This is a genomic window from Enterobacter sp. UPMP701 (genome assembly GCF_053709515.1).
This window is the reverse complement of sequence record NZ_JBSKJN010000003.1, coordinates 433,624-459,652: the sequence shown is the minus strand read 5'-3', so window position 1 is coordinate 459,652 and position 26,029 is coordinate 433,624. Positions and strand designations below refer to the sequence as shown.

29 protein-coding genes are annotated in these 26,029 nt (G+C 52.5%); 15 read left to right on the top strand and 14 right to left on the bottom strand.

Features of this window, described 5'->3' with window-relative positions:
• The first annotated feature begins 698 nt into the window (after positions 1-698).
• On the top strand, positions 699-1,127 hold the full coding sequence (gene uspC / locus ACWKXT_RS11015) for a universal stress protein UspC (RefSeq protein ID WP_080329494.1): 429 nt from the start codon (positions 699-701) through the stop codon (positions 1,125-1,127).
• Between the two features lie 15 nt (positions 1,128-1,142).
• Here uspC and otsA read toward each other — a convergent pair whose 3' ends face one another.
• The 5 genes from otsA to araF form a co-directional block, all read right to left on the bottom strand.
• A complete protein-coding gene (otsA, locus tag ACWKXT_RS11010) occupies positions 1,143-2,567 on the bottom strand; it encodes an alpha,alpha-trehalose-phosphate synthase (protein WP_454532445.1) in 1,425 nt (474 codons plus the stop codon).
• On the bottom strand, positions 2,542-3,345 hold the full coding sequence (gene otsB, locus ACWKXT_RS11005) for a trehalose-phosphatase (RefSeq protein WP_454532444.1): 804 nt from the start codon (positions 3,343-3,345) through the stop codon (positions 2,542-2,544). Before otsB ends, otsA begins: the two co-directional genes overlap by 26 nt.
• A gap of 176 nt (positions 3,346-3,521) precedes the next feature.
• Positions 3,522-4,502: an arabinose ABC transporter permease AraH gene (gene araH, locus ACWKXT_RS11000; protein ID WP_032644894.1), complete on the bottom strand. Its 981-nt coding sequence runs from the start codon at positions 4,500-4,502 to the stop codon at positions 3,522-3,524.
• A gap of 14 nt (positions 4,503-4,516) precedes the next feature.
• The gene (araG, locus tag ACWKXT_RS10995; RefSeq protein ID WP_454532443.1) at positions 4,517-6,031 is read right to left on the bottom strand and encodes an L-arabinose ABC transporter ATP-binding protein AraG; all 1,515 of its coding nucleotides are present in this window, start codon (positions 6,029-6,031) and stop codon (positions 4,517-4,519) included.
• A 71-nt stretch (positions 6,032-6,102) separates the two neighbouring features.
• Positions 6,103-7,092 carry an arabinose ABC transporter substrate-binding protein AraF gene (araF, locus tag ACWKXT_RS10990; RefSeq protein WP_008500409.1) on the bottom strand — a complete coding sequence of 330 codons (990 nt, stop codon included), beginning with the start codon at positions 7,090-7,092 and terminating at the stop codon, positions 6,103-6,105.
• A gap of 784 nt (positions 7,093-7,876) precedes the next feature.
• Between araF and ACWKXT_RS10985 the strand changes: the two genes are divergently transcribed.
• Complete coding sequence (locus ACWKXT_RS10985) at positions 7,877-8,380, top strand: non-heme ferritin-like protein (RefSeq protein ID WP_080329499.1); 504 nt, start codon at positions 7,877-7,879, stop codon at positions 8,378-8,380.
• 164 nt (positions 8,381-8,544) lie between these two features.
• The gene (locus ACWKXT_RS10980) at positions 8,545-9,888 is read left to right on the top strand and encodes an anaerobic C4-dicarboxylate transporter (RefSeq protein WP_454532442.1); all 1,344 of its coding nucleotides are present in this window, start codon (positions 8,545-8,547) and stop codon (positions 9,886-9,888) included.
• Between the two features lie 43 nt (positions 9,889-9,931).
• On the opposite strand, the gene ACWKXT_RS10975 is transcribed toward ACWKXT_RS10980, so the two are convergent.
• The 3 genes from ACWKXT_RS10975 to ACWKXT_RS10965 form a co-directional block, all read right to left on the bottom strand.
• On the bottom strand, positions 9,932-10,183 hold the full coding sequence (locus tag ACWKXT_RS10975) for a DUF2766 family protein (RefSeq protein ID WP_008500405.1): 252 nt from the start codon (positions 10,181-10,183) through the stop codon (positions 9,932-9,934).
• 107 nt (positions 10,184-10,290) lie between these two features.
• Positions 10,291-10,374, bottom strand: coding sequence for a stress response protein AzuC (gene azuC, locus ACWKXT_RS10970; RefSeq protein ID WP_014884364.1), 84 nt, complete (start codon positions 10,372-10,374; stop codon positions 10,291-10,293).
• A gap of 118 nt (positions 10,375-10,492) precedes the next feature.
• Positions 10,493-11,131: an RpiB/LacA/LacB family sugar-phosphate isomerase gene (locus ACWKXT_RS10965; RefSeq protein ID WP_080329501.1), complete on the bottom strand. Its 639-nt coding sequence runs from the start codon at positions 11,129-11,131 to the stop codon at positions 10,493-10,495.
• 253 nt (positions 11,132-11,384) lie between these two features.
• Here ACWKXT_RS10965 and yecR point away from each other — a divergent pair, with 253 nt between their 5' ends.
• The 3 genes from yecR to tyrP all read left to right on the top strand — a co-directional run bounded on the left by yecR (position 11,385) and on the right by tyrP (position 13,882).
• Positions 11,385-11,723 (top strand): YecR family lipoprotein, encoded by a 339-nt coding sequence (yecR, locus tag ACWKXT_RS10960; RefSeq protein WP_080329502.1) that lies wholly within the window; start codon positions 11,385-11,387, stop codon positions 11,721-11,723.
• A gap of 204 nt (positions 11,724-11,927) precedes the next feature.
• Positions 11,928-12,425: a non-heme ferritin gene (gene ftnA, locus ACWKXT_RS10955; RefSeq protein ID WP_028013664.1), complete on the top strand. Its 498-nt coding sequence runs from the start codon at positions 11,928-11,930 to the stop codon at positions 12,423-12,425.
• Between the two features lie 245 nt (positions 12,426-12,670).
• On the top strand, positions 12,671-13,882 hold the full coding sequence (gene tyrP / locus ACWKXT_RS10950) for a tyrosine transporter TyrP (protein WP_454532441.1): 1,212 nt from the start codon (positions 12,671-12,673) through the stop codon (positions 13,880-13,882).
• Positions 13,883-13,915: 33 nt separating this feature from the next.
• Here tyrP and ACWKXT_RS10945 read toward each other — a convergent pair whose 3' ends face one another.
• Positions 13,916-14,584 (bottom strand): YecA/YgfB family protein, encoded by a 669-nt coding sequence (locus ACWKXT_RS10945; RefSeq protein ID WP_454532440.1) that lies wholly within the window; start codon positions 14,582-14,584, stop codon positions 13,916-13,918.
• 414 nt (positions 14,585-14,998) lie between these two features.
• On the opposite strand from ACWKXT_RS10945, the gene ACWKXT_RS10940 reads away from it, so the two are divergent.
• From ACWKXT_RS10940 to ACWKXT_RS10905, 8 genes are all read left to right on the top strand, one after another.
• Positions 14,999-16,120, top strand: coding sequence for a branched-chain amino acid ABC transporter substrate-binding protein (locus ACWKXT_RS10940; protein WP_454532439.1), 1,122 nt, complete (start codon positions 14,999-15,001; stop codon positions 16,118-16,120).
• Positions 16,121-16,219: 99 nt separating this feature from the next.
• Entirely contained in the window at positions 16,220-17,134 is a 915-nt protein-coding gene (locus ACWKXT_RS10935) for an ABC transporter permease subunit (protein WP_454532438.1), read from the top strand.
• An 11-nt stretch (positions 17,135-17,145) separates the two neighbouring features.
• Positions 17,146-18,420: a high-affinity branched-chain amino acid ABC transporter permease LivM gene (livM, locus tag ACWKXT_RS10930; RefSeq protein WP_136343662.1), complete on the top strand. Its 1,275-nt coding sequence runs from the start codon at positions 17,146-17,148 to the stop codon at positions 18,418-18,420.
• The gene (locus ACWKXT_RS10925) at positions 18,417-19,292 is read left to right on the top strand and encodes an ABC transporter ATP-binding protein (RefSeq protein ID WP_454532437.1); all 876 of its coding nucleotides are present in this window, start codon (positions 18,417-18,419) and stop codon (positions 19,290-19,292) included. Before livM ends, ACWKXT_RS10925 begins: the two co-directional genes overlap by 4 nt.
• A complete protein-coding gene (locus tag ACWKXT_RS10920) occupies positions 19,289-20,005 on the top strand; it encodes an ABC transporter ATP-binding protein (protein ID WP_454532436.1) in 717 nt (238 codons plus the stop codon). The genes ACWKXT_RS10925 and ACWKXT_RS10920 overlap by 4 nt, the downstream gene beginning before the upstream one ends.
• A gap of 154 nt (positions 20,006-20,159) precedes the next feature.
• A complete protein-coding gene (locus tag ACWKXT_RS10915) occupies positions 20,160-20,651 on the top strand; it encodes an Hcp family type VI secretion system effector (protein ID WP_008500392.1) in 492 nt (163 codons plus the stop codon).
• Complete coding sequence (locus tag ACWKXT_RS10910; protein ID WP_047367833.1) at positions 20,648-21,127, top strand: DUF2778 domain-containing protein; 480 nt, start codon at positions 20,648-20,650, stop codon at positions 21,125-21,127. The genes ACWKXT_RS10915 and ACWKXT_RS10910 overlap by 4 nt, the downstream gene beginning before the upstream one ends.
• A complete protein-coding gene (locus ACWKXT_RS10905) occupies positions 21,124-21,363 on the top strand; it encodes a hypothetical protein (protein ID WP_232928100.1) in 240 nt (79 codons plus the stop codon). The genes ACWKXT_RS10910 and ACWKXT_RS10905 overlap by 4 nt, the downstream gene beginning before the upstream one ends.
• A gap of 119 nt (positions 21,364-21,482) precedes the next feature.
• Here ACWKXT_RS10905 and ACWKXT_RS10900 read toward each other — a convergent pair whose 3' ends face one another.
• The 3 genes from ACWKXT_RS10900 to ACWKXT_RS10890 form a co-directional block, all read right to left on the bottom strand.
• On the bottom strand, positions 21,483-22,160 hold the full coding sequence (locus tag ACWKXT_RS10900; RefSeq protein WP_454532435.1) for a DUF2076 domain-containing protein: 678 nt from the start codon (positions 22,158-22,160) through the stop codon (positions 21,483-21,485).
• A gap of 621 nt (positions 22,161-22,781) precedes the next feature.
• Positions 22,782-23,102, bottom strand: a complete 321-nt coding sequence (locus ACWKXT_RS10895; RefSeq protein ID WP_454532434.1) for a hypothetical protein — start codon at positions 23,100-23,102, stop codon at positions 22,782-22,784.
• Positions 23,102-23,341 carry a hypothetical protein gene (locus ACWKXT_RS10890; protein WP_454532433.1) on the bottom strand — a complete coding sequence of 80 codons (240 nt, stop codon included), beginning with the start codon at positions 23,339-23,341 and terminating at the stop codon, positions 23,102-23,104. The genes ACWKXT_RS10895 and ACWKXT_RS10890 overlap by 1 nt, the downstream gene beginning before the upstream one ends.
• Before the next feature lie 86 nt (positions 23,342-23,427).
• Here ACWKXT_RS10890 and ACWKXT_RS10885 point away from each other — a divergent pair, with 86 nt between their 5' ends.
• Positions 23,428-23,694 (top strand): DinI family protein, encoded by a 267-nt coding sequence (locus ACWKXT_RS10885; protein WP_454532432.1) that lies wholly within the window; start codon positions 23,428-23,430, stop codon positions 23,692-23,694.
• 94 nt (positions 23,695-23,788) lie between these two features.
• Here the strand turns inward: ACWKXT_RS10885 and ACWKXT_RS10880 are convergent, their stop codons facing one another.
• Positions 23,789-25,027 (bottom strand): phage tail fiber protein, encoded by a 1,239-nt coding sequence (locus tag ACWKXT_RS10880; protein WP_454532431.1) that lies wholly within the window; start codon positions 25,025-25,027, stop codon positions 23,789-23,791.
• A gap of 47 nt (positions 25,028-25,074) precedes the next feature.
• Positions 25,075-26,028 (bottom strand): DUF6453 family protein, encoded by a 954-nt coding sequence (locus ACWKXT_RS10875; RefSeq protein WP_454532430.1) that lies wholly within the window; start codon positions 26,026-26,028, stop codon positions 25,075-25,077.
• Between the last annotated feature and the right edge of the window lies 1 nt (position 26,029).

Genomic DNA, 26,029 nt, shown 5'->3' with positions numbered 1-26,029 from the left:
AATGCATAGTTGAATCTAGGTTTGTATTCATCAAAACGTGACGGAGATGAAACGTGGTTACATCTCTTACATGTTTTATCATTTCTTACAAATAACTAAGATTTTTCCTAATTCGACGCAAACTCTACTCGTCAGATTTGACACATACAATGCAGCCACCCTCAAATTTAAAAAAAATGTGATCTACGTCACACAATTTAAGTGAATGTTACCCATAAATCCATCAGTATGACTTCTAATTTGCTCACATTTTGAGCAATCAGCACTGTTTTGTATTCTTAATCGACGAATACTCATGCAGAAGCGTGAGTAAAAGTGGCACGCAACGTGCTTTTATCAGTACGTGCGGTCTCCGCGATCGTTTACATCGCGCATGCGTCACGGACACATTTTGATTACCTCGACAAAACATAGAGTTATGCATTTTCGACAAAAAAATTGTTTCACTCCGTGACCATTCGAAATGCGTTTATAACGCGTTAGAATGGTTTAAGGGCGAAAGCGTAGATTTGTGTGACTTAGGTTAAGTTGTTAATTTTTTTCATTTAGGCGCATTTATCCGTTATTCTTCTTATAAGAATAATTAATGAATAATTATGATAAGCTTCACACTAATGTCGTATTCAAGTCTTGCGAAACAGGGAAATTCGCGGTAATGGTGATGAAACGCTGTCTGTCAGACATCTAAGGAGTGCGCCATGAGTTACTCCCATCTTCTTGTTTCAGTTGCTGTTTCCCCCGAAAGCCACCAGCTTGTCGCCCGAGCCGTATCCATCGCCCGGCCGCATAACGCGCGTATCAGCCTCATTACCCTCGCGGCCGAGCCCGAGATGTACAATCAGCTGGCGGCCCCGATGCTGGAAGATATTCGTGAGGTTTTGCAGGAAGAAACGCAGCAGTTTCTGCGAGAGCTTGTCGAAAAAGCAGAGTACCCCATTCATGAAACCGTTATAGCGACGGGGGAACTCAATGCGCATATTCTTGATATGTGTCGCAAACAGAATATTGATTTAGTGATTTGCGGAAACCATAACCACAGCTTTATATCGCGGGCTACCTGCGCGGCAAAATCTATTATCGCCTCGAGCCAGGTGGATGTGCTGCTGGTGCCTCTTGGGGGGAGCTAACCCCCCAGAGGAAAATCAGGCGAGTTTAGGGAACGTCGCGATCTTTTTTTGCAGATCGCCTTCATGACTTTGCGGGGTTATATCACGGAGATCCTGAATAAACTGCGCCTGCCAGTGATTAATATCGTTTTTGCGGATCGTCTCCATCATTTCGGCATGGCGAGAAATACGCTCCGTCAGCGGCATGGTCAGGGCGCGGTTGAGGGCATTTGCCACATCATCCCGATCGTAAGGGTTAACGAGAAGCGCTGAGGTCAGTTCGTTCGCGGCCCCGGCAAACTGAGAAAGCACCAGCACCCCCGGATCCGCCGGGTCCTGCGCCGCCACATACTCTTTTGCAACCAGGTTCATCCCGTCACGCAGCGGCGTAACCAGCCCCACATCCGCATAGCGGAAGACCTTCATCAGGATTTTACGGTCAAAATGCTGATTCAGGTAAAAGAGCGGCGTCCACCCAAGCTGACCGTAGCGCCCGTTGATGCGCCCCGCTTCTGTCTCAAGCTGATGACGAATATCCTGGTACGCCTGCACCTCCCCGCGTGACGTTGGCGCGATCTGGGTATAGCGGATTTTACCGTGGTGCTGAGGGTATTTATCCAGCAGTGTTTCATACGCCAGGAAGCGTTCCGGCAGCCCTTTGGAATAATCCAGACGCTCTACCGAGAAGATATTTTTCACGTGCTTGAGTTCATTCTTAAGCTGGGCCAGCTTCGGCGGCAGCGGACCGGAGGCCTGCTCCGCAATTTCGTCGGGTTCAATACCAATCGGGTAGACCTCGGTATGGAAGGTTTTCCCCCACGCCGTATGGGTTTTGCCGCCCCTGGTTACCAGGCGCGCTTTACCTGACACGGCGTCAAGGAACGCGAGGCGGTCATTTTCGGTCTGGAAGCCCAACAGGTCGTAATCACACAGCGCCTCCAGCAGTTCTTCATGCGGCGGCAGCGCGGTGAAAATTTCCGGCGTCGGGAACGGAATGTGCAGGAAGAAGCCAATCCGGTTGTTGACACCTCTTCTACGCAGCTCTCTGGCGAAGGGAAGCAGATGATAATCGTGGATCCATAAAATATCGTCTTCCTCAATTAAAGGCAGCAGTTTATCCGCCAGCAGCGCATTCACCCGCGAGTAGCCCTCGAAGGATTCCCGCTGGAATTTCACCAGGTCAAGGCGATAGTGAAACGCAGGCCACAGCACTGCGTTGGAGAACTGCGAGTAATACTCGTCATAGTCTTTCTCCTTTAGCGCAAAGGATGCCCACGTAATGTTCCCGCGCGTAACCTTTTTAAGCGGTTTCTCTTCTTCATTGATTTCACCACTCCAGCCAAACCACAGCCCGCCAGCAGCTTTTAAGGCACCTAACACCCCTACCGCCAGGCCACCTGCACTGGCTTTTTTATCATCAGGCGGTGCGATTCGGTTAGAGACGACGACTAAGCGACCCATAATGGTTTCCCCCTTTGTTTTGCGCTATTTGTTGTTGTTGCTGGTTAGCGATATCAGAAATCCACTGCCAGACGCTGGCGACATTCGCCAGACGCCATTCAGCGACAGTGTCACCAGGCCCCACCTTGACGGCGATCCCTCCGGCCTGATTTACCACGCGAAACCCGGCCTCGTCGGTCAGGTCATCGCCAAAAAATACCGGTGTACGTCCCTTAAACGGCGGTTCCGCCATAAACGCCGCAATAGCGGCACCTTTATTAATACCCTCAGGTTTTATCTCGACGACGCACTTCCCCGGCTGCAGCGCGAGCTGCGGGTGTGCAACGGCCACGCTGCGGGCAATCGCGAAGATTGCCGCTTCGTGATGCGGAGCCTGCCGATAGTGCAAGGCGAACGCCATGCCTTTCGCTTCCAGTTCCGTGCCCGGAAGCGATGCCAGCGCCGAGGAGAGTTCAGCGTGTAACGCCTGAATTAAAGTATCGGGGAGGGATACAACATGCAGTTGATCATGGATATCGCGGCGCTCCGCTCCGTGTACACCGGCCAGCGGAAAGTGGTAAGGACTGGCGAGCACATCCAGCTCGGCCATTGAGCGCCCTGAAATCAATGCCAATGCGCCCTCGTTTAGTCTGGAGAGCTGCTGCAAATTCTCTAGCACCATATCCGGTACGACCACGTCGTCAGGATGCGGCTGGATCCCGGCGAGCGTCCCGTCGAGGTCAAAAAAGAAAGCATATTTTCCGGGCAGTACAGGCGGTGCGGTTAACAAGTCAGCCACCCTAATCCTCCTTACGGTTTACGAGAGGTAAACGCCTTTACCTCTTTCATAGCCATGTAAGTATAGACAGTGTGATGGGCCTCGCCATTTGACAACCGCCCCGCCAGCAAAACTGGCGAGGCGGTTCAGGGGTCAACTATGGTTATTAGTTGAGCAATAAAAAGTCAGCGCTGGGGTTACACGGTACGCTTCGCTTTTTGCTTGTAACGGTCGAAAATCACGGCTGCGAGCAGGATCAGACCACGCACGACGTACTGAGAGAACGGCGAAATATTCAACAGGTTCATGGCGTTCTCCACCGTCCCTAAAATCAGGATACCGGCCACCACATATGAGATTTTTCCGATGCCGCCTTTGAGGGAAACGCCCCCTAAAACGCACGCCGAGATGACGATCAGCTCATAACCGATGGAGGTCATTGGCTGGCCGCTGGTCATACGCGACGCCAGAATAATCCCCGCCGCGGCAGAAACCAGCCCGGAGAGCACAAAGATAATAATCTTGGTGCGTACGACCGGCACCCCTGCCAGACGGGCCGCTTCTTCATTACCGCCGATCGCCAGCGTGTTACGGCCAAAAGTGGTCCGGTTAAGCAGGAAGCCGAACAGGATCAGGCAGGCCACGGTGAGCCAGATAGGCGCAGGCAGGCCCAGCCAGTTGGCATAACCCAGCGTAAAGAAGCGCTCGTCTTCAATCCCCACCGCTTTACCGTCGGAGATGATATAGGCCAGACCACGCACTATCTGCATCGTTGCCAGCGTGGTAATCAGGGCATTAATCTTCAGGCGCGCGATAACAAAACCGTTCACCAGACCGCTGATGACGCCGAGCAACAGACCGGCAAAAACGCCAATCCACAGGCTTTCCGTCATGTTGATCACCACCGCCGTGGTGACGCCCGCGCAGGCGATAACCGAGGCCACCGACAGGTCGAAATCACCGGAGGCCAGACAGAAGAGCATGCCGCAGGCCACCATGCCGGACATGGAAATCGCCAGCCCCAGCCCTTTCATATTAATGAAGGTGGCAAAATTGGGGACGAAGATCGCACAGGCGATGAAGAGTGCGGCAAAGACCACCAGCATGCCGTACTGATCCCAGATACGTCCAAAACTAAAAGCCGACTTCGGCGCTCCGGATGTAGTAACAGAGGACATCATTAACTCCTTACTCAGGCGACAGCCTGGCTGACTTTAGGCATGGCGAGGTTCAACGCCTGTTGTTCATTCGCCTGTTCATGAAGTAATTCACCGGCGATTTCGCCTTCCCGCATCACCACAATGCGGTCGGCCACGCCAAGCACCTCAGGCAGATCGCTGGAGGCGAAAAGCACCGCCACGCCGCGTTTTGCCAGTTCATAGATCACGTTGTAGATCTCATGTTTTGCGCCCACATCGATACCGCGCGTCGGCTCGTCCAGCAAAATGACCTTCATATCCTCCGACAGCCAGCGGCCTAAAATGGCCTTCTGCTGGTTACCGCCGGAAAGATTCATAATTAGCTGTTCCGGTCCCGGCGTTTTGATATTCAGCGAGCGAATATGATGGTCGGCGTTGCTCGACTCCCAGCCGTCGTTTATCAGGCAACCCGCGCGAATAAACTTACGGCGGGCGGAAATGTTGATATTGTCGCGCACCGAATGCACCGGAATGATCCCCTCCGCTTTGCGGTCTTCCGGGCAGAGCATCATCCCGGCCTTGATCGCGTGGGCGGGTTTCTGGATATCGACCTGCTCGCCGTCAATGGAGACCTGCCCTGCGGTAATGCGTGTACCGCCGAACAGCCCTTTCATCAGCTCGCTGCGCCCCGCCCCCACCAGGCCAAACAGCCCGACGATCTCACCGCTACGTACGGATAGCGAAACCGGCGTTCGCACGCCCGGCGCTTTGACGTTGTCCAGACGCAGGCGCTCAGGACCGTACTCGCGCGGTTTCCAGTGATAAATATCGCCCAGGTCGCGCCCGACCATCGCCTGAACAAGCTGGTCATGGCTAACCTGCTGCATATCGGTGAAGGTGCGCACATAGCGCCCATCTTTAAAGACGGTAATGGCATCGCTCAGAGCAAATATCTCCTCCATGCGGTGCGAGACATACAAAATGGTGCGGCCTTCCTGCCGCAGCTCGCGGATCACGCGGAACAGGTTTTCGATTTCACGCGCGGAGAGCGAACTGGTCGGTTCATCGAAGGCAATTACCCTGGCGTTACGCGCCAGCACCTTGGCAATTTCAACCATCTGCCACTGGCCGATGGAGAGGTATTTCAGCGGCGTCTGTGGATCAACGTCCAGACCAAGATGCTTAAGCTGCAGCCCCGCTTCATAATTAAGTAGCGAACGATTCACCACGCCGCCTTTATGCGGAAGCTGGCCTAAGTAGATATTTTCCGCCACGGTCATCTCAGGGATGAGATGTAACTCCTGATAGATAATCGCCACCCCGGCATTGAGCGCCGCCGTGGTATCGGCAAAAGCCACCTCTTCGCCGCGCAGCGCCAGCGTGCCGGTCGTCGGCGTATAGTTGCCGCTGAGGATTTTCAACAGCGTGGATTTTCCGGCACCGTTTTCCCCCATCAGGGCATGAACCTGGCCGGCATAGCAGTCGAAGCTGATATCGGTCAGTGCGTTAACACCGGGAAACGTTTTACCGATGCCGCGAAAAGAGAGATACGGATTAGACTGTTGCATAACGACTCCGTGATTCCTGTAGTGTGTACGTCTGGCCCCTCACGATGTGTGAGGGGCACAATCACAGCGTATTACTTACCGCCCAGTCCTTTTTTCGCCAGTTCCTCTTTGAAGTTGTCGCGGGTGATCAGCACCACGTCGGTGACTTCAGTAAATTTCGGCGGTTCAGCCCCTTTGGTTACCCAGTTGTAGAGCATTTCGCTGGATTTGTAGCCGTGAACGTCCGGGCTTGGCAGCAGAGAGCCGTAGAAACCGGTAGCCTGCGCTTTGGACAGTTCGCTCACCGCATCCACGCCGTTGATGCCGATACCGATAACGTCAGGTGCCTTGAAGCCCTGGCCTTCCGTCGCGCGCACGCCGCCCAGCACGGTGTTGTCGTTCATGCCGACCACCAGCCAGTGTTTCACTTCCGGGTGCTGGACCAGCATGGAGTTCGCGGCGTCAAAGGCACCGGGGATGTCGTTAGATTTGGTTGGGACTTTGTAGATCTGTTTTTCCGGGAAGCCAGCCGCTTTCAGCGCGTCCATTGAACCGGTTGTACGACGACGTGCGGTGTCCAGTTCGTCAGCCGTGATGGCCATAACGGCGGTCTCTTTGACATCCCAGCCACGTTTCTGCATCTCTTTATAAAGTTCCTGGCCCTGGCGTTCACCGATTTTGGTCGCCGCCATCATCACCAGCGGGACGCTGTCCATCGGTTTGCCTTTGGCGTTGACGAACTGATCGTCAACCGCAATAACCTTCATGTCGTAACCGCGGGCTTTCGCCGCAATGGCCGATCCCAGTTTCGGGTCCGGAGTACAGATAACGAAACCTTTCGCGCCGCTGGCCGCCAGGCTGTCGATGGCGTTCAGGGTTTTTTCACCGTCCGGCACGGCGATTTTAATCACCTCAAAACCTAAATCTTTTCCGGCTTTATCAGCGAATTTCCACTCAGTCTGGAACCAGGGTTCTTCCGGCTGTTTTACCAAAAAACCGAGTTTTAAATTCTCAGCGATAGCGGATTGTGACATAACGGCAGCCAGTCCGATGGCCGCCAGCGCTTTAGTAAATTTGTGCATGGTAAACTCCAGCTTTAGCATTCTTTTCTGTAGGGAAGATTTGCGTGCTTCTTATTTAATCGGACTTAAAACAAGGTATTAGCGCTCACCTCGTCATAAGCGTTATTGCTGGTGATAGTTTTAGCGGGAAATTAATCATCCATAAGAGAGCCCCATCACACCGCAGAATTACAGTAATTGCGTACATAAATTCAGCGAAAAATGACATAAAAATGGCAGGAATTGTCAGACAAATGAAAGAGGGATGAGCAGAATTATCCATAAGATTAGCTAAGAAATCCCTGATGCTGTCGGCCGGTCAGGTTGGGGCTCACAGGTTCAGGGGCATCGTGCGGTTCGTCAAAAAACCAATATGATGAAGAATATACGCTATTCCGTAAAATTGATTTAGCGCAAATTTAATAACGCATCATATATTTGAAATGAATAATCTGTATTTAGCTTTTTCACAGAGCATTATTCCGGCTTAATATTCACGAAAGTAAAATAACAGCCAACGAAGTAAAATAATTATTTATTTTCAACCAGTTAATTAAGTTTCAATTCATGGCAATCTATTTGTATTTTTGTACTATATTAAACTTTGTAATGTATGGTAAACACAGCCCAATTAAGAGTTTTCTTAGCCTTAAGACCAAGGTATGCTTATTTATATCGAACACAGGAAGTGAATTTTCGATCGACTCCGTAACTGAAGAATCTGCATTTATGTATTTCTTCGCATTTGCCTGGCTGTCAGGTTAAGCAGCGGACATTACGTCCCACAGTCTATAAGGATATGAGTATGGCTACCCAAACGATGATGCAAAAACTTAACGCGCAGATGAACCTTGAGTTCTACGCCTCGAATCTGCACCTTCACTTAAGTGCCTGGTGTTCCGAAAAAAGCCTTACGGGCTCTGCTACGTTCTTTCGTTCGCAGGCGCAAAGCAACGTCACCCATATGATGCGCGTCTTTAACTTCCTCAAAGCTGCGGGGGCGAACCCGGTTGTCAAAGCCCTTGATGGGATTAATGAAAATTACTCTTCTCTGGAAGAACTGTTCCAGAAAACGCTAAAAGAACATGAACAGCGCTGCACGACGCTCAACAAGCTGGCCGATGAAGCCAAAGCGCAGCATGACATCACCACCCTCAAATTTTTACGCGATATGGACAAAGAACAGCAGCAGGACGGCATGCTGCTGAAAACGCTGGCGGATGAGATCCACAATGCGCGCCAGGCCGGTTTACGCCCGGAGCAAGCCGACCGCCACCTGCTCGACCTTGTGACGGTGCAGCACCACTAAGTGTTTTAACCTGCCCTTGCCCTGGTTCAGGGGGGCAGGTTCCTTCTTATCTCCCCAACCCTCTGCTTTTGCTGAAATTTAACAAATCAGATCTCGCTCCCAATGATTAACCTTACAACATGTAATGATTTGTTTAATTACATAATCATTGACGAGGGAGCAGCATGATCACCATTGAGTTTGTTGTCATTCTCCTCTGCCTGCTGACGGGTACACGTTTCGGCGGCATGGGGCTTGGGTTAATCAGCGGTATTGGCCTTTTTATTCTGTGTTTTGTCTTCGGGCTACAGCCCGGCAAGCCACCGGTTGACGTCATGTTGACCATTCTCGCGGTGATTGGTTGTGCCGCCACCCTGCAGACTGCGGGTGGCCTCAACGTCATGATGCAGTTTGCTGAACGCCTGCTGCGCAAACACCCGCAGCACATCACGCTACTTGCCCCTTTTACTACCTGGATGCTGACCTTTCTCTGCGGTACGGGGCACGTGGTCTACACCATGTTTCCCATCATTGCGGATATCGCTCTCAAAAAAGGGATCCGACCGGAACGCCCAATGGCGGTGGCCTCGGTGGCATCGCAGATGGCGATCACCGCATCGCCGGTTTCCGTCGCCGTCGTGTCGCTGGTCTCCATCCTGGCCGCGCAACATGGGTTAGGGCACGCGTGGGGGATCCTGGAAATCCTCGCCGTGTCGGTTCCCGCTTCACTTTTCGGGGTGGCGATTGCGGCTCTGTGGAGTTTACGCCGCGGGAAAGATTTGGCTGACGACAAGGAATTCCAGGAAAAACTGAAAGATCCTAAACAGCGCGAGTTTATCTATGGCGGCACGGAGACGTTGATGAACCAGCGTTTTCCGAAGCAGGCCTACTGGTCGACATGGATTTTCTTTGCCGGAATTGCGGTGGTGGTCCTGCTCGGGGCGTTTCCGGAACTGCGTCCTGCCTTCGAGCTAAAAGGCAAAATGACGGCGTTGTCGATGAACCTCGTCATTCAGATGATGATGCTCATTGCCGGTGCCGTAATGCTGATGGCCTGTAAGGTCAATGCCGCTGCCATTTCTAACGGCGCGGTATTCAAGGCAGGTATGGTGGCGATCTTCTCGGTGTTCGGGGTGGCGTGGATGAGCGATACCTTTTTCCAGGCGCATCTCGACGAGTTAAAGCTGGCGCTGGAAGGCGTTGTGAAAAGCCATCCGTGGACGTATGCCATTGTGCTTTTCCTGGTGTCGAAGCTGGTGAACAGCCAGGCGGCGGCCCTGACAGCCGTGGCGCCGATGGGCCTGATGCTGGGTATCGATCCGAAAATGCTGATTGCCTTCTTCCCGGCATCCTACGGCTATTTTGTTCTGCCGACCTACCCGAGTGATTTAGCCTGCATCGGCTTTGACCGTTCAGGAACGACCCGCATCGGCAAATTCATCATTAACCACAGCTTTATTTTGCCGGGGTTAATTGGCGTGAGCTGCGCCTGCGCGGCGAGCTATCTGCTGGTCCAGACCTTCTTTTAACGTTATCAACGGGCGACAGCATGTGTCGCCCGTTCGCCATTTTTTAATGCGATTCGCCCTGCGGCGTGAAGCGCAGTTCAATCAGCGCGATGGCTTTCTGGATCGCGCGAAGCGTAACCGGGTCGGCGGCCGCGGGGTGGCTGGCAAAATCGATGTTTTTCAGCTGGGTAGACATCTTCTCGCGCACTTCAACCGGTGCAATAACGTCCAGGACATCCAGAATTTGCTTAATAACCAGCTGGCAGGCGACAACATCAGAGACCAGCTCCTGATCGGCGCTCAGGTTTTGTGACATGGGGCTTTCTCCTTATTCAAAGGCCGCCATAGTATCAAAACGCGGCCTCTGACATCTTCCCTTCCTCGCCTGCAGAGACAAAAAAACCTGCCGAAGCAGGTTTTTTATCAGAACATGGCGCCCGGCGGCACGTCTTTGAAGGTGCGGCAGTAATTGGCCCACATGCTTTTCAGGATTTTGCGCAGTTTCATTGTGATGCTCCATCAACTTGTTATACAACTTTATCGTCAATGTGCCTATAATATGACCATCGTCACAAAAATCAATATTTTTGTGACGCGCATCACAATTTAATCTGCGCAATACGCATTAACCCACCATACCGCGAACAAAATCCTCGATCGCCTTATCCTGGCAATTTTCAAAGAAGCACTGCTGGAAACGTTGGCCGGAAACAGCGGTCTTTACCAGCTCAGGATCGATGGCGCGCAGCGTGTCCAGATAGTTTTCTTTCACCACGGCCGCTTTAACCTGGTTCAGAATCCCCGCGTTACGCACCTGGGGCTCTTTACGCTCTGGCGGGTAGCCTTCACCCTTCCGGCCAGTGAAGGCCTTTTCAAAGATAAAGCGCACGTTCAACTCCGCTCCCCAGCCAAAACCTTTGGCAAAAGGCAGCGAAAGCGCATTGCCGTTGTTGATCTGCGCGAAGAGAAACGCGTCGGCGGGATCGATGCAGTAGCCGCAAATGACGCCGGGGTGAATATTCAACGACATCATCGCGCCCTGGCCGGTGCCGCATCCGGTGACCACGAAATCTACCGCTTTCGCATTCAGCAGAATACTCGCCATAATCCCCAGATGGATGTAGGTAAGGTGATGATCGTTTTCGTCGCTCATCCCGACGTTATAAACCGGGAAGCCTTTTTCATCGGCTACCGTTTTCAGCTCTTTTAATATCACTGGGTTTTTAGCCGCCTGGCTGTTTTCCATCATCAGTGCAATTTTCATCTTGTCTCTCCAGAATGCGCTGCGGTCGCTCCCGCTATGGATACCTGTTCCCGTTCATCCTGGCATCAAACAAACAGACTTTCAAAGTAAATGAAATATGGTTTTAAAAATCGAATGCGCGCTCACAATTTTATGGCGAGAAGGATTCACGCCGTCCGTTGCAAAGAGTGAGGGTAGATTGTCCGGCTATTCCTGGCATTGCAGCGGGCATCTGCGGGTACGATAACGTATTTCCATCTACCCAGAGCGAACCATGAAAACAGCCATCGTAGCCGGTACAGTCCTGCTGCTCGCGGGATGCAGCGTTAACCGCCAGGCGGAAATCAGCAGCCTCGACGCGCCGAACGGCATTGTCCGCCTCGACTATGGCCAGGCAGTGCTGCAAAACGCCTGGTCCGACGAATATGTTAATAACGGTACCGCGGTAAAAGCCTGTCAAAACATGGGCTATGCCACCGCCTCTGCCTACGGGCAGCCGGTCAAAACCTGTACCCTGACAAGCGGCTCTTTGTGCCTGAACGAGAGCGTAACTATCCAGTATAAGTGCATGGGGTATGCCGTTAACCCTAAGGCAAATAATCCCTGGTATTAATCAAAGCTGCCAGCGATTGCTGGCACTTTATTTAATTAAGAACAAAAACAATTCGCATTAATAGAAATAAAAAATCGCCAATGCGTTTTATTCCCATTCGTATTTTGAACTGATAAATATTTAATTTTACGTTTTGCAAATAATTAAATAACAAATTATAGTGTCGCTCATTGTGAACCAGAAATAATAAACCGGAGCGTCACCATGCTGAAAACTGAAATGATCGACAAGCTCAATGCGCAAATGAACCTTGAGCTCTATTCATCCCTTCTCTACCAGCAGATGAGCGCCTGGTGCAGCTACCATAGCTTTGAAGGTGCGGCCGCATTTCTGCGTCGTCACGCTCAGGAAGAGATGACCCACATGCAGCGCCTGTTCGATTATCTGACCGATACAGGCAGCCTGCCGCGCATCGAGAACGTGGCATCTCCTTTCGCCGAGTACAATTCTCTTGATGAACTGTTCCGCGCCACCTATGAGCACGAACAATTGATCACCCAGAAAATTAATGAACTGGTTCATGCGGCCATGATCGGCCAGGATTATCCAACCTTTAATTTCCTGCAGTGGTACGTCGCGGAACAACACGAAGAAGAGAAATTGTTTAAATCCGTGCTGGATAAATTATCGCTGGTGGGTAAATCCGGTGAAGGTCTTTACTTTATTGATAAAGAACTGTCGACTCTCGATACGCAGAATTAATATCATTGCGGTGCCGGTTTCCGGCGCCGCATTTATTTACCTTTCCCCCGCATCAAAACACGCCTTTTATTCCCCGTACGTCTTGTTTACGCCACGCCTGGCCGTCGCCCTACTTCGGATTGGCGGCAGCGCAATGCGTAAACCTTTCATTACGCTGCTTGTAACGGTGGTTTGACGAATAATCGCTTTTGCCTTACTCTGCGCCGCAGAATTTGTCGCGGTTCACCATCGTTGTAGAGGAAAGCGTGAAAAACAGAACCCTGGGAAGTATTTTTATCGTCGCCGGAACGACGATTGGCGCAGGAATGCTGGCAATGCCTCTGGCTGCCGCAGGCGTGGGATTTGGGATGACCTTGCTGCTGCTTGGCACGCTCTGGGCATTAATGTGCTATACCGCACTGCTGCTGCTTGAGGTGTACCAGCATGTGCCCGCCGATACCGGTCTGGGTTCGCTTGCGGCGCGCTACCTGGGACGCTACGGCCAGTGGATCACCGGCTTTAGCATGATGTTCCTGATGTATGCCCTGACCGCCGCCTACATCAGCGGCGCCGGGGAATTGATCGCCTCCAGCGTTAATGACTGGTTCGGCTCTGATATTACCCCTGCGACGGGGGCTATCTTCTTTGCGCTCATCGGCGGCGGCGTGGTCTGCGTGGGAACATCGCTGGTCGATCTCTTTAACCGCTTTCTGTTCAGCGCCAAAATTCTGTTTCTTGTTGTCATGCTGGCGCTGCTGGCGCCGCACGTGCACAAGGTGAACCTGCTGACGCTGCCGCTGGAACAAGGTCTGGCGCTTTCCGCCATCCCGGTCATTTTCACCTCGTTTGGTTTTCACGGCAGCGTGCCGAGCATCGTCAGCTATATGAACGGCGATATTCGCAAGCTGCGTCGTGTGTTTGTTATCGGCAGCGCTATTCCGCTGATCGCCTATATTTTCTGGCAGCTGGTGACGCTGGGCAGCATTGACTCTTCAACCTTCGTCGGGCTGATGGCGCAGCACGCTGGCCTGAACGGTTTCCTGATGTCTCTGCGCGAAGTGGTCACCTCGCCGCACGTGGAGCTGGCGGTTCACCTGTTTGCAGACCTGGCGCTCGCGACCTCGTTCCTGGGCGTGGCGCTCGGCCTGTTTGATTACCTGGCCGATCTGTTCCAGCGTCGCAATACCGCCGCCGGACGGTTACAGACCGGGGCCATTACCTTCCTGCCGCCACTGGCCTTTGCGCTGTTTTACCCACGCGGGTTTGTGATGGCGCTGGGCTACGCGGGAGTGGCGCTCTCCATCCTGGCCCTGCTGCTCCCTTCCCTGCTGGCGTGGAAAAGCCGTCAGCAGCATCCTCAGCTAGGATACCGCGTGGCAGGTGGAAAACCGCTGCTGTGCGTTGTGTTTGGCTGTGGGGTGGTGATTATTCTGGTGCAGGTATTGATTGCAGCCGGGATGCTGCCGGAAGTGGGTTAAATAAAAAAGGGGCTATCATCAGCCCCTTTTTTATCAGTGCAGGCAGCAGCTCTTGAACTTCTTCCCGCTGCCGCAAGGACACGGATCGTTACGCCCCACCTTCGTGCCGTTAACGACAGGCTTCTTCGCTTCCGGCTGCTGCGGATTCTCCACCCAGTAGTTATATAAACGCAGGGCCGCAGGCTGGATGCTCTCAATGCTGGCGATATACTCCTCTTCGGACAGTTCATCCAGCTTCTCGCTGTTCTCTTCCGTTCCGTGCAGGGCAATCACGTCAAGATCGGCCTTCAGGGTTTCCGGCAGGGCCGACCAGTCCGTCAGCGCCACGCCGCGTATGTAGCCATAGCACCACTCTTCCACCACGGTGTAACTCTCACCGTCAACGTCGTTATAGCCGAACATCGGCTCAAACTGATCGGGGTATTCGCTCAGGCGCTCGGCAATGTCGTTCATATGCTTAAAGCAGAGATCGATAAAACGGTTCATCTCGCGATCGTTTTTCCAGCGCGGAATGTACTTCTCCCCGCCCCACACCGCCACCAGCCAGGCATCTGGCTCAACGACAACAGGGCCGGAAAGCACTGCGGTAAGCATGCCGTCCAGTTCGGACACGTCAATCACGGACGCATCGTCATGACCGTAAGACATTAACGTCTCTTCCAGCCACGCCATTTCGCTTTCATTTAATGGACCTTCCGTCATCGCTGACACTCCTGATAAAAAAGGAAACGATCCTAACACATATCGCACGTCTGCCCTGGCTGAAGTTTAGGTCTTTATTGCTGCAAAAGTGTGCAAATCGTGACCCTTGCACAACTTATGGGCTTTATTGTTAACGATGTGTGATCTCCGCTGTAATTTCTTCTCCTGCCGCCGGGCGTGATAACGCGGCGCTCTATACTCAAACATGTCATAACCCCGTCAAGGGGTTAACCATTCTGGCAACATTTTTGCTTGCTGTTCTTCGCGCGACGCTGCGCATGGAAACCTCGCCGTATCACGCAGGATGCCGTTTGTTTAGTGCATTTTGTTCTTGCTCGTGTTTTGGATTGGCTGCGCCCTGGGCGTTCCGGTTTACGCCGGGGTGCAAAAACCTCTTTGCTAAGGAACATAATAATGTCGCTGAAATTTATCAAAACGCCTGTTTCTCTTGTGCTGGCCAGTTGTCTGGTGACTGCATTTTCGGCCCGGGCAGATATCGTGATTGGTGTCGCCGGACCGTTCACGGGCCCCAATGCCACTTACGGCGATCAGTACTGGCATGGCGCAACGCAGGCCGCCGAAGATATTAACGCTGCAGGCGGTATTAACGGTGAGAAGATCAAACTGGTTCAGGGGGATGACGCCTGCGAGCCTAAGCAGGCAGTGGCCGTCGCCAACCGCTTAGTCGACCAGGATAAAGTCAACGCCGTGGTCGGCCATTTCTGCTCCTCCTCCACGATGCCCGCCTCCGAGGTTTACAGCGATGCGGGCATCATCGCGATTACCCCCGGCTCAACTAACCCGCTGATCACCGAGCGCGGCATGAGCGACATGTTCCGCATGTGCGGCCGCGACGACCAGCAGGGTCAGGTCGCCAGCGACTTCATCATCGACAAGCTGAAAGCCAGGCGCGTGGCGATCATTCACGATAAAGACACCTATGGACAAGGGCTGGCAGACGCCACCAAAGCGGCGCTGGCGAAACGCGGGGTCAAGGATGTGATGTATGAAGGCTTATCCCGCGGTGAAAAAGACTTTAACGCGCTGGTCACCAAGATCGGCGCACAAAAACCGGACGTGGTGTTCTTCGGCGGCTGTCACCCGGAAGCCGGTCCGCTGGTTCGCCAGATGCGTGAACAGGGTGTACAGGCGAAATTCTTCTCCGGCGATTGCATTGTCAATGAAGAGATGGTGACGGCGGCGGGCGGTCCGCAATACACCAACGGCATTTACATGACCTTCGGTAAAGATCCGCGCCTGATCCCGGACGGTAAAGCGGTTATCGAGAAATTCCGCGCCGGTAAATTTGAGCCGGAAGGTTACACCCTTTACTCCTATGCGTCCGTGCAGGCCATTGCCGCTGCCTTCAAGGCCACCGGCGGCAAGGACTCCGCTAAAGCCAGCGAGTGGCTGAAAGCCAATTCCGTCGACACGGTGATGGGCAAAAAAGCCTGGGACAGCAAGGGTGACCTGAAAGTCTCGGACTACGTGGTTTACCAATGGGACGACAAAGGAAAATATAAGGAAGTGCAGTAACGGGACGGAGTCACGCTCAACGTCGGCGGGCTTGCCCGTCGGCGCGTAATAAACATCAGGCTGCGCGGCTCGCGCAGCCTATAAAACGAGCGCGCTAAGATGAGTACATTCTTCCTGCAACAGTTAATTAATGGCTTAACGCTGGGCTCCGTCTATGGCCTGATCGCCATCGGCTACACCATGGTGTACGGCATTATCGGGATGATCAATTTCGCCCACGGCGAAGTGTATATGATTTCCGCCTATCTCTGCGCCATTGGTCTGGCGCTTCTCTCTTTCTTCGGGCTTGAGTCCTTCCCCCTGCTGATTCTGGGTACGCTGGTGTTCACCATCGCGGTAACTGGCGTGTACGGCTGGACTATCGAGCGTATCGCCTACAGGCCGCTGCGCAACTCCACGCGCCTGGCGCCGCTTATCTCCGCCATCGGGATGTCGCTTATCCTGCAAAACTACGCCCAGCTGAGCCAGGGTCCGCGCCAGCAAGGGGTGCCGACCATGCTGGACGGCGTGATTCGCCTGCATCTGGGTGAAGGCTTTGTTCAGATAACCTACACCAAAGTGTTTATTCTGCTCGCCTCGTTTGCCGGCATGCTGGTGCTTACGTGGATAATCAACCATACCCGGCTGGGGCGGATGTGCCGCGCGGTCCAGCAGGATCGCAAAATGGCCTCGATTCTGGGCATCAACACCGACCGGATTATTTCGCTGGTCTTTGTCATCGGCGCGGCGATGGCCGGCCTGGCCGGCGTGCTCATCACCATGAATTACGGCACCTTTGATTTCTACGTCGGGTTTGTGATCGGCATTAAAGCCTTTACTGCGGCAGTGCTAGGCGGCATCGGTTCCCTCCCCGGCGCCATGCTCGGTGGCCTTATTCTTGGCGTCGCGGAAGCACAGTTCTCGGGCATGGTGAACTCGGACTATAAAGACGTCTTCTCGTTCGGCCTGTTGGTCATGATACTGATTTTCCGACCCCAGGGTCTGCTCGGGCGCCCGGTTGTGGCCAAAGTGTGAGGAAGAGAATGATGACATCGCACGGTTTTTCGCTTAAGCGCTGCGTTCTGGACGCGATTTTTTCCGGGCTGATTGCGCTGATTATCTTCGGTCCGATTGCTGGCGTGGTGCTGGACGGGTACAGCTTTAACTTTGCCGGACAACGGCTGGCCTGGATGGTCGGCATTGTAATGCTGGGGCGTTTTCTCTTGAGCGCTTTTTTGGGTACCGCCGCGGGCGCTCGTTTCCAGGCGCGCTTCGAAACCGATAACGCGGGCGTCTATGTTAGGCCACCGGACTACAAAAGCCGCATGCGCTGGATTATTCCTCTGGTGATTGCGCTTGCGGTTTGCTTCCCGTTTGTCGCCACCAAGTATGTACTGACCGTCGCCATTCTCGGGCTGATCTACGTGCTTCTCGGTCTGGGGCTGAACATCGTCGTGGGGCTGGCCGGCCTGCTGGACCTGGGGTACGTCGCCTTCTACGCGATTGGCGCGTACGGTCTGGCGCTGGGGTATCAGTATCTGGGGTTAGGCTTCTGGAGCATGCTGCCGCTGGCGGCAATCATGGCCGCCGCCGCCGGTGCCCTGCTCGGTTTCCCGGTACTGCGCATGCACGGCGACTATCTGGCGATCGTCACCCTCGGATTCGGGGAGATCATTCGCCTGATCCTGAACAACTGGCTGACCTTCACGGGGGGGCCAAACGGCGTGTCAGCCCCTCCACCCACCTTTTTCGGCCTGGAATTTGGACGACGCGCGAAAGAAGGCGGCGTGCCTTTTCACGAGTTTTTCCACCTGACCTACAACCCGAACATGAAGTTTATTTTTATCTACACGGTGCTGTTCCTGGTGGTGATGCTGGTACTTTACGTCAAACACCGCCTGACGCGGATGCCGATTGGCCGGGCGTGGGAAGCCCTGCGAGAAGACGAAATTGCCTGCCGCTCGATGGGGTTGAATCACGTCCTGGTGAAGCTCTCCGCCTTTACGCTGGGCGCATCCACCGCGGGGATTGCCGGGGTGTTCTTCGCAACCTATCAGGGGTTTGTGAATCCTACCTCCTTTACCTTCTTTGAATCCGCGCTGATCCTCGCCATCGTGGTGCTGGGCGGCATGGGCTCTACCCTTGGCGTGGTGCTGGCCGCCTTCGTGCTTACGGTAACGCCGGAGCTGCTGCGCAGTTTTGCGGAGTACCGCGTCCTGCTGTTTGGCATGCTGATGGTGGTGATGATGATCTGGCGTCCGCGCGGTTTGATCCGCATTAACCGCAGCGGGTTTGCCGTGCGTAAGGGCGTGGCGCCATGAACGAAACGATATTGCGCGTTGAACATCTGATGATGCACTTCGGCGGGATTAAGGCGCTAAACGACGTCAACCTGGACGTGCAGCGCGGCTCCATTACCGCCCTTATCGGGCCAAACGGGGCGGGAAAAACTACGGTATTCAACTGCCTGACCGGCTTCTATAAGGCCTCGGGCGGCAGCATTTTATTTGCTACCCGCAATAAGACCACCAACGTCATTCAGGTGCTTGGGCAAAAATTTCAGCCGGGTGACTGGATTAACCCTGCCCGGTTCGGGCAACGTCTGTTCTACAAAATGTTTGGCGGAACGCATCTGGTCAACCGCGCCGGGCTGGCGCGCACCTTCCAGAACATCCGCCTTTTTCGCGAGATGTCTGTCGTGGAAAACCTGCTGGTTGCGCAGCATATGCGCGTTAACCGCAATCTGCTCGCCGGGATCTTAAACACGCCGGCATATCGGCGGGCGGAAAGCGACGCCCTGGACAGAGCCTTCTACTGGCTGGAGGTGGTGGACCTTGTGGAGTGCGCAAATCGTCTGGCGGGAGAGATGTCGTATGGCCAGCAGCGGCGTCTGGAGATCGCGCGCGCAATGTGTACCGGGCCAGAGATGATCTGCCTGGATGAACCCGCCGCCGGGCTTAACCCGGTTGAAACGCATAAGCTGAGCAGCATTATTCGCTTTCTGCGGGATCGCCATGACATAACGGTATTACTGATTGAGCACGATATGGGGATGGTGATGGAGATTTCGGACGACATTATCGTGCTCGACCACGGGGACGTCATTGCCAGGGGAACGCCCGCACAGATCCAGCATGATGAAAAGGTGATTGCCGCCTACCTGGGCACGGACGAAAGCGAGGTGCCCCTATGAACGAACCGCTGCTGGCCTTTCGCGAGGTGGATGTGTTCTACGGCGTCATCCAGGCGCTGAAGCAGGTCTCCCTTGAGGTTAATAAAGGTGAAACCGTGGCGCTGATTGGCGCAAACGGCGCGGGCAAATCGACGCTGCTGATGTCTATCTTTGGACAACCGCGCATCCGCAGCGGGCAGATCCTTTTCGGTGGTGAAGATATCAGCCACAAATCCACCCACTACGTCGCCTCCGGCGGCATTGCGCAGGCGCCGGAAGGCAGACGGATCTTCCCGGATATGACCGTTGAAGAGAACCTGCTGATGGGGACCATCCCGATCGGCAACCAGTTTGCGGCTGAAGATATGCAAACCATGTTCGACCTGTTCCCTCGCCTCAAGGAGCGACGCAAGCAGCGCGCAATGACCATGTCCGGCGGGGAACAGCAGATGCTGGCAATCGCCCGGGCGCTGATGAGCCGTCCGAAGCTGCTGTTGCTGGATGAACCGAGCCTGGGCTTAGCGCCGATTGTGGTGAAGCAGATCTTCCAGACGCTGCGCGAGCTGGCCCGCAACGGCATGACCATCTTTCTGGTAGAGCAGAACGCGCACCACGCGCTGAAGCTTTCCGACCGCGGGTATGTGATGGTTAACGGGCAGATCCGGTTGAGCGGCAGCGGTGAGGAGCTGCTGGGAAATCAGGAGGTGAGGAAGGCGTATTTGGGTGGGGTGTGATTTGATACCTAAGGAACCATTAGAAATATTTTCATATAAATAACAATGAGATATTCACGAAAAGTATAGCACGCAATGCCTTGAAAGGGCCTGAATTTGTTGATTTATTAGTCTCTGACAATAACGTCAAACTCACTGAAAGGGAGCGTTCAGAATGGCTATACCCGCATATTTATGGCTCAAAGATGACGGAGGTGCGAATATTACAGGTTCTGTAGATGTTCAGCACCGTGAAGGTAGCATTGAGGTTTTATCGTTTGGCCATGGTTTACACATTCCAACCGATGGCAATACGGGGAAACTAACCGGTACCCGCGTCCACTCCCCACTAACAATCGAAAAAGAGTTCGATTCATCCTCTCCTTACCTTTACCGGGCTGTAGCAACTGGCCAGACCCTAAAGTCAGCTGAAATCAAATGGTACCGTATCAACGATGCAGGGCAGGAAGTTGAGTATTTCAATATGCTTTTAGAAAATGTGAAAATCGTAGGGATCACGCCTGTAATGCATAACGTAAAAAATCCCTCAATGGAAAAACACAATCACCTTGAGGCGATAGAACTGCGTTATGAGAGAATCACATGGAAGCACTGTGACGGGAATATCCAGTTTACTGACGGCTGGAATATTCGGGTTACAGCATGATTATTGCGCGCTATGCATTGAATGGCTTACCGTCATCTATTCTTACCGTTCCGGGGGTAGGAAACTTTCCGGCATTCTCAGGCCAACTCTATGGCAGAAACAATCCGACTATGGCAAGCAAACCAGAAATCGGGCCGATCCCGCCTGGACGTTACTTCATCGTGAACCGACAGAGCGGAGGCAGGCTCGGAGGACTTAGTGATTTTGCCCTGAAAAATATTTATGGCACCGATCGCTCAAAATGGTTTGCCTTATACAAAGATGACTGGCAGATAGATGATCAAGTATTTGTTGAAGGTGTCCGGCGTGGCCATTTCCGCCTCCATCCGATAGGACCAAGAGGGTTAAGCGAAGGCTGTATAACCCTTCTTCATCTGAGTGACTTTGATTACTTGTACGAAGCTATTATGAAAACAACTATGATGCCAGTACCTTGCACGAGCTTTAAAGCTTACGGGACAATAACAGTAACATGAGGACTTTTATAGAAATCACCTTCAGCCTTGCAATCGGTCTTATCAGTTTTCTTCTATACACGCGCTGGCTTTTTATTTTGATACCTGCCGAATGGGCTTATGCCGTGATGGATCATTTCGGCACATACGGGATAGAAGAACTGGAGGATACGTTAGTCGATATCGCCTCTTTGTTTGGATTGCTTCCGGCAATTCTTACAGGTTTGTTAGTAAGAAAAATAGTAAAAAGAATGTGATTTATGAGCCTTCAGGCTTAGCCTCAAGGTATTTTTTGATTCAGAAACGCAAAACCCCTAATCGTTGGATACCCAACTTTCGGGGTTCACTTCATTTCGGTAGTTTCACGATAACGTCGTTAAATAAAACTATCGTCGTCATTGCTGTAGTCGTCATCTACATCGTCGTTCTGCCAGACGTCGTTATTACTGCCGAACGGATCGTTCTGGTTGAAGAAACGGGTGTCAGAGACGTTATTAACATCGCCGTATTGATTACCGACAAACGGTTCACCACCGACGGGCATTGTCGGTTCTTCGATGATGTTCACGATCTCTTCCGGCCGCGACTGATGGAACATGCTGGTAAGCATCTCAGCAAGCGCGATGCCACCGGCCACACCAGCGGCTGTCTGGAGCGCGCCAGCCATAAAACCGCCGCCGCGAGTAGCCGGCGCTGGCGCCCGAGAGTAATCCTGCGCCGACGGCTGTTGCGGCTGGGCATTCCAGCTGTTGTCAGGCTGCGGGTTACTATTCCCGCCACCAAACAGGCCGCCGAGGAAACTGCCGCCCGTCGAGGGTTTGCTTTTTTGCGCGGCTAATTCGCTTTCAAGCTCCTGAACCCGGGCCTGCAGGCGTTTCAGCGCCGCTTCCTGAATCAAAATCGACTGCGCCATATAGTAGGGGGCCGCAGGCTGCTGTCTGACAAATTCAGCGATATGACGCTCTGCATCTGCATCCCGTTGGCTGTTTTGTTGTCCGGCCTGTTTAAGACGCTCGAAAAGGCCGTTGATAAGCTGCTGTTCTTCATATTGCATGACAATAACCTTCCGCTCTCCAGGGTGGATACCAACCAGTTTATCAGCGGCGGCAACCTGTGTCTGGCGAGTGAAATGTTTGTTTAAAATTGGTTGCAGGTTAGCTGAAAATCGCCCTGCTTTCCGGGCTTGATATTAGAGAGTTAGGCTTAACGTTCTGGTATGGCAGCAAATTCCCGGGCACAGCACGATCGTGATGATGAGATACGATCACTTCGCGCTAAGCTAGAGCGCACAAAAAAACCACCTTTCGGTGGTTTCACGACACTGCTTATTGCTTTGATTATTCTTTGTTTCCCATGGTACCCGGAGTGGGACTTGAACCCACACAGCGCGAACGCCGAGGGATTTTAAATCACGCGTGTTATCTATAATTATCATGAACATACGTTTATTTTTCGCCAATAATTCATAATTTTTACATTAGATGGATCAACGACTTACGGGTATCGAAAAGGCACAATGGCGAAACTTTTTCATGCCGCTCACCGACATGGGGTGTCGGTGGTCGGAGGTTCAAATCCTCTTGTGCCGACCAAAATCACATTGAAAACCAGCCTCTTATGGATGGTTTTTTATTGGCGTTAAATCTCAATTGTGAAATGATGTTTAAACACCGTATTAAATCGCCGGGCAATCATCATTCCCAACACGATTCAGACTATGGGTTAACACGCCATATACTTCCACCTCATCCAGAGCATCCCCCTCTATAGCTTCACCATCCTCAGTGATTAATGCCGCACCATAAAGCTTCGCAAACTCGTTCCTTCCATCAGTTCTTACCAGTAGCGTATCTCCCTGCTCTGGTCTCATGGCAACGTTAATGACAGCCCAGCCGCATGACGTTTCTATCACCCTGCAGTTCCCGTCAATTCCGCATAGCAGATCTATGGTTAACCGCTGTTCCTGATAATCCATAGCCGGTGAAGGAAAGCCCATCAGAAAATCCTCCCCATATTACGCAAGATCCAGTAACGGTTATCACTGCCGTCCGTCGTCTTATCAGCGAAGTCTGGCTGATATCTTTCAATCCATGCATTGGCATCAGCTTGGGTGAAATGCCAGTTTCTAGCACGTAATTCACTGATAAATGTATCTGTATTGAGGCACAGATAGCCCTTCGGATTCTGTTGAATTGCTGCCAAAAAAGCTGCATGGATATCAGGTTTACGAGGCATAAGAGCGCCCTCACTGGATTATTGACTGTATGCATATACAGTAGTATTTTTGTAATTACAGATCAAGTTAGGCGAGAGGGATAGTGATGTTTGTTGAACTGGTATATGACAAGCGTAATGTTGCGGGACTCGAAGGGGCCAGAGAGATCATTCTGGCCGAGCTGACGAAGCGAGTGCACAGGATTTTCCCTGATGCCGAAGTGAACGTGAAGCCGATGCAGGCAAACGGCCTGAATAGCGATGCCAGCAAAAGCGATCGGGAAAAATTGAACCGCATGCTGGAGGAAATGTTTGAAGAGTCCGATATGTGGCTGGTTTCTGAGTTCCCGACCGTTCGACAGGTTGGCCTGTAAATATTGGTCGGGTAATATTCCCGACGCTTGCTCGGGCATGAACACTGAGCAATCAGCCGCCGCCCATTCTTGCATACGATGGGCGGCGGTTTTCTTATGAACCTTGTTCCTGCTTTACAGATTCTTCTTGTTGGCTCTGTTTCTGATTCCAGATGCTGCTCGCTGGCATTTCCACACGAACGCTGACGAACTGATGCGAAGGGATATCAATAGGCTCCCCGTCAATAATCCCATCACGTTCATTTCTGGCAAAAGCAGGTGCTAAAGGATGAGTCCTGTGATAGGTTTTTACCAGCACGGCTCCGTCGCCCTTAACCTCATAATCCAGCCAGATCAACGGTTGCTTATTTCGGTCTGAAGGAATCTCAAAACCTCCGTCTATACCTCCCCATGCGGCGTCTGAGTTGAGTGCTTTGCAGCCTTCAATAAGATATTGTCCGACATCCAGACGAGTGACGGTGACACCTTCGGATTCGTCGTTAGTTTCGTATTTACCATCACTGAAAATTTTAACAACAGGGGATGCCTGCTTTATGAAACCATTGCTATCTACAACAGTATTTTTATCATCGTATAATATCCTGCTGTGAGTCCAGCCTGATCCTGCAGCGCCACCAAAAATACGTACTTTTCCAGATGACTGAAAAGGCATTGAAAAAAGGCTATACGTATCACCTGTACGGGCAAATATTGTCGGTGAATAGTTCCATATATTCCATGGCTCTGGTATTTGTGCATTATTTCGAAGAACCGTAAGCCCATACCCTGTCAATCCAACAAGAAGATCATCCTGGCTCGTTGTGTTGAATATTAATGCTCCATCCGGACGACCAAGCCCAAACATGCCGGGCTGCATGACTTCGTCGCTCGCTGTTCCTGTGTTTTTTGTTGCGGCAGTTCCTAAACTGCTCTTGTCGGCTTTTTTGTTCAACTCAGTGATAAAACTATTCCATGCTGGTCCGTTCCACTCACTACCGTCCGGAAGCTTAACTGTAACGTTGCCAGTCCCGCTGAATATGCTTTGCCAGTTCTGCTTGTCATAATTCAGTCCGCGCAGTGCTTCAGCACTTTGCGCCACCAGCGCGGCCGTCACCATGTTGAGCGCTACGCGTGGAATTGCCGACCAGGCAGCCCCTGATTGTGTGGGGCCGGTAAAGTTGCTGACCAGAGTAAGTTGGGTATTACTGTCTACCGTTTTCACTGGCAACGTGTACGGCACACCGCCCACAGTAGAGACAATAAAGTCACCTGCATCGAGTTCGGTTGCGAATGAGGTTCCGGAACCGCCTACAATAGCGGAACCGTTTGTCAGGGTGATGGTACCTGCCGACATAAAAGACTCCTGAATTCAGATAATAAAAAACCCGCCGAAGCGGGTTTTCAGTAAATTGCATCAATGACGGGGATGGTGAGGCTTGTCAGTCTTCGCCCCACTACGCTGTACTGCGATGTCCATGAAGCAGCATTTCTTCCCCTCCCGGCACGCACCAGATTTCCGTTACGGATAAGACCCGCCCATTTCAGATAGTCCCAGCCTGTGTAGACCTCGCTGTTATAGCCATATCGCCCGAGCAGTATCATGCCCTCACCTATATCAGTATTTGACCATGATGGCGCGTAGGTCTGGTTTCGGTAGACGAATGGCCTGCGGGTGGTAGAGAACACACAAACACCACCTTTAATGATATTCAGTCCCCTTCCCGGTGTCGGGCTTACGCCACTGGCAAAAATCGCGATCTGCATGGTGACGGTCGCGGCCTGATCGAGGCCAGCATGATCTATCGTCGCAAGAATGTTTAAGCCGTCAAACTCGATGGTGACGTTATCGGCACTCCATTTGGCGAATACCATGTAGCGATCACGTGAGATATTTGTCGTCGGCGTCGCCCAGCTTCCGGTGAAAGTTACTGTGCCCCGCCAGACGCAGTAGCCCGACATCGTGGCATCAGTGATTGAGAGGAAATCAGTGCTGTCCTTAATGAGCAGCCCTCTGCCAGACGAAGCCGGAAGAATTTGCCAGATCGAGGCATCAAAGGTCTTTTTCTGATTCCAGTTATCACTCCACCAGGTATTCATGGTGATGGTGTTACCTGATACGGTAAATCCATCCAGCATTCCGATGGTGGGAATGAGGTTTGTACCCCTGTTAAGTTTGTAAACCGTATTGCGTGGGATAACGACAATCTGGCTGCCATCCACGCGCTGATTAATCGTGTACTGGTTAACATCCCATGCTTCGCTGACGTTCTGGCAAAATGAAGGGCAACGCAGACCGGCAGTAATCTCCATTGCAGGTCCGCCATCATCATAGGTAATTCGTAATCCTTTTGGCATA

What these genes read in the sequence shown, in the direction of transcription:
- uspC (WP_080329494.1), top strand. Translation starts at nt 699, where the DNA reads ATGAGTTACTCCCATCTTCTTGTTTCAGTTGCTGTTTCCCCCGAAAGC.
- otsA (WP_454532445.1), bottom strand. Translation starts at nt 2,567, where the DNA reads ATGGGTCGCTTAGTCGTCGTCTCTAACCGAATCGCACCGCCTGATGAT.
- araH (WP_032644894.1), bottom strand. Translation starts at nt 4,502, where the DNA reads ATGTCCTCTGTTACTACATCCGGAGCGCCGAAGTCGGCTTTTAGTTTT.
- araG (WP_454532443.1), bottom strand. Translation starts at nt 6,031, where the DNA reads ATGCAACAGTCTAATCCGTATCTCTCTTTTCGCGGCATCGGTAAAACG.
- araF (WP_008500409.1), bottom strand. Translation starts at nt 7,092, where the DNA reads ATGCACAAATTTACTAAAGCGCTGGCGGCCATCGGACTGGCTGCCGTT.
- ACWKXT_RS10985 (WP_080329499.1), top strand. Translation starts at nt 7,877, where the DNA reads ATGGCTACCCAAACGATGATGCAAAAACTTAACGCGCAGATGAACCTT.
- ACWKXT_RS10980 (WP_454532442.1), top strand. Translation starts at nt 8,545, where the DNA reads ATGATCACCATTGAGTTTGTTGTCATTCTCCTCTGCCTGCTGACGGGT.
- ACWKXT_RS10975 (WP_008500405.1), bottom strand. Translation starts at nt 10,183, where the DNA reads ATGTCACAAAACCTGAGCGCCGATCAGGAGCTGGTCTCTGATGTTGTC.
- azuC (WP_014884364.1), bottom strand. Translation starts at nt 10,374, where the DNA reads ATGAAACTGCGCAAAATCCTGAAAAGCATGTGGGCCAATTACTGCCGC.
- ACWKXT_RS10965 (WP_080329501.1), bottom strand. Translation starts at nt 11,131, where the DNA reads ATGAAAATTGCACTGATGATGGAAAACAGCCAGGCGGCTAAAAACCCA.
- yecR (WP_080329502.1), top strand. Translation starts at nt 11,385, where the DNA reads ATGAAAACAGCCATCGTAGCCGGTACAGTCCTGCTGCTCGCGGGATGC.
- ftnA (WP_028013664.1), top strand. Translation starts at nt 11,928, where the DNA reads ATGCTGAAAACTGAAATGATCGACAAGCTCAATGCGCAAATGAACCTT.
- ACWKXT_RS10945 (WP_454532440.1), bottom strand. Translation starts at nt 14,584, where the DNA reads ATGACGGAAGGTCCATTAAATGAAAGCGAAATGGCGTGGCTGGAAGAG.
- ACWKXT_RS10940 (WP_454532439.1), top strand. Translation starts at nt 14,999, where the DNA reads ATGTCGCTGAAATTTATCAAAACGCCTGTTTCTCTTGTGCTGGCCAGT.
- ACWKXT_RS10935 (WP_454532438.1), top strand. Translation starts at nt 16,220, where the DNA reads ATGAGTACATTCTTCCTGCAACAGTTAATTAATGGCTTAACGCTGGGC.
- livM (WP_136343662.1), top strand. Translation starts at nt 17,146, where the DNA reads ATGACATCGCACGGTTTTTCGCTTAAGCGCTGCGTTCTGGACGCGATT.
- ACWKXT_RS10925 (WP_454532437.1), top strand. Translation starts at nt 18,417, where the DNA reads ATGAACGAAACGATATTGCGCGTTGAACATCTGATGATGCACTTCGGC.
- ACWKXT_RS10920 (WP_454532436.1), top strand. Translation starts at nt 19,289, where the DNA reads ATGAACGAACCGCTGCTGGCCTTTCGCGAGGTGGATGTGTTCTACGGC.
- ACWKXT_RS10915 (WP_008500392.1), top strand. Translation starts at nt 20,160, where the DNA reads ATGGCTATACCCGCATATTTATGGCTCAAAGATGACGGAGGTGCGAAT.
- ACWKXT_RS10910 (WP_047367833.1), top strand. Translation starts at nt 20,648, where the DNA reads ATGATTATTGCGCGCTATGCATTGAATGGCTTACCGTCATCTATTCTT.
- ACWKXT_RS10905 (WP_232928100.1), top strand. Translation starts at nt 21,124, where the DNA reads ATGAGGACTTTTATAGAAATCACCTTCAGCCTTGCAATCGGTCTTATC.
- ACWKXT_RS10900 (WP_454532435.1), bottom strand. Translation starts at nt 22,160, where the DNA reads ATGCAATATGAAGAACAGCAGCTTATCAACGGCCTTTTCGAGCGTCTT.
- ACWKXT_RS10895 (WP_454532434.1), bottom strand. Translation starts at nt 23,102, where the DNA reads ATGGGCTTTCCTTCACCGGCTATGGATTATCAGGAACAGCGGTTAACC.
- ACWKXT_RS10890 (WP_454532433.1), bottom strand. Translation starts at nt 23,341, where the DNA reads ATGCCTCGTAAACCTGATATCCATGCAGCTTTTTTGGCAGCAATTCAA.
- ACWKXT_RS10885 (WP_454532432.1), top strand. Translation starts at nt 23,428, where the DNA reads ATGTTTGTTGAACTGGTATATGACAAGCGTAATGTTGCGGGACTCGAA.
- ACWKXT_RS10880 (WP_454532431.1), bottom strand. Translation starts at nt 25,027, where the DNA reads ATGTCGGCAGGTACCATCACCCTGACAAACGGTTCCGCTATTGTAGGC.
- ACWKXT_RS10875 (WP_454532430.1), bottom strand. Translation starts at nt 26,028, where the DNA reads ATGCCAAAAGGATTACGAATTACCTATGATGATGGCGGACCTGCAATG.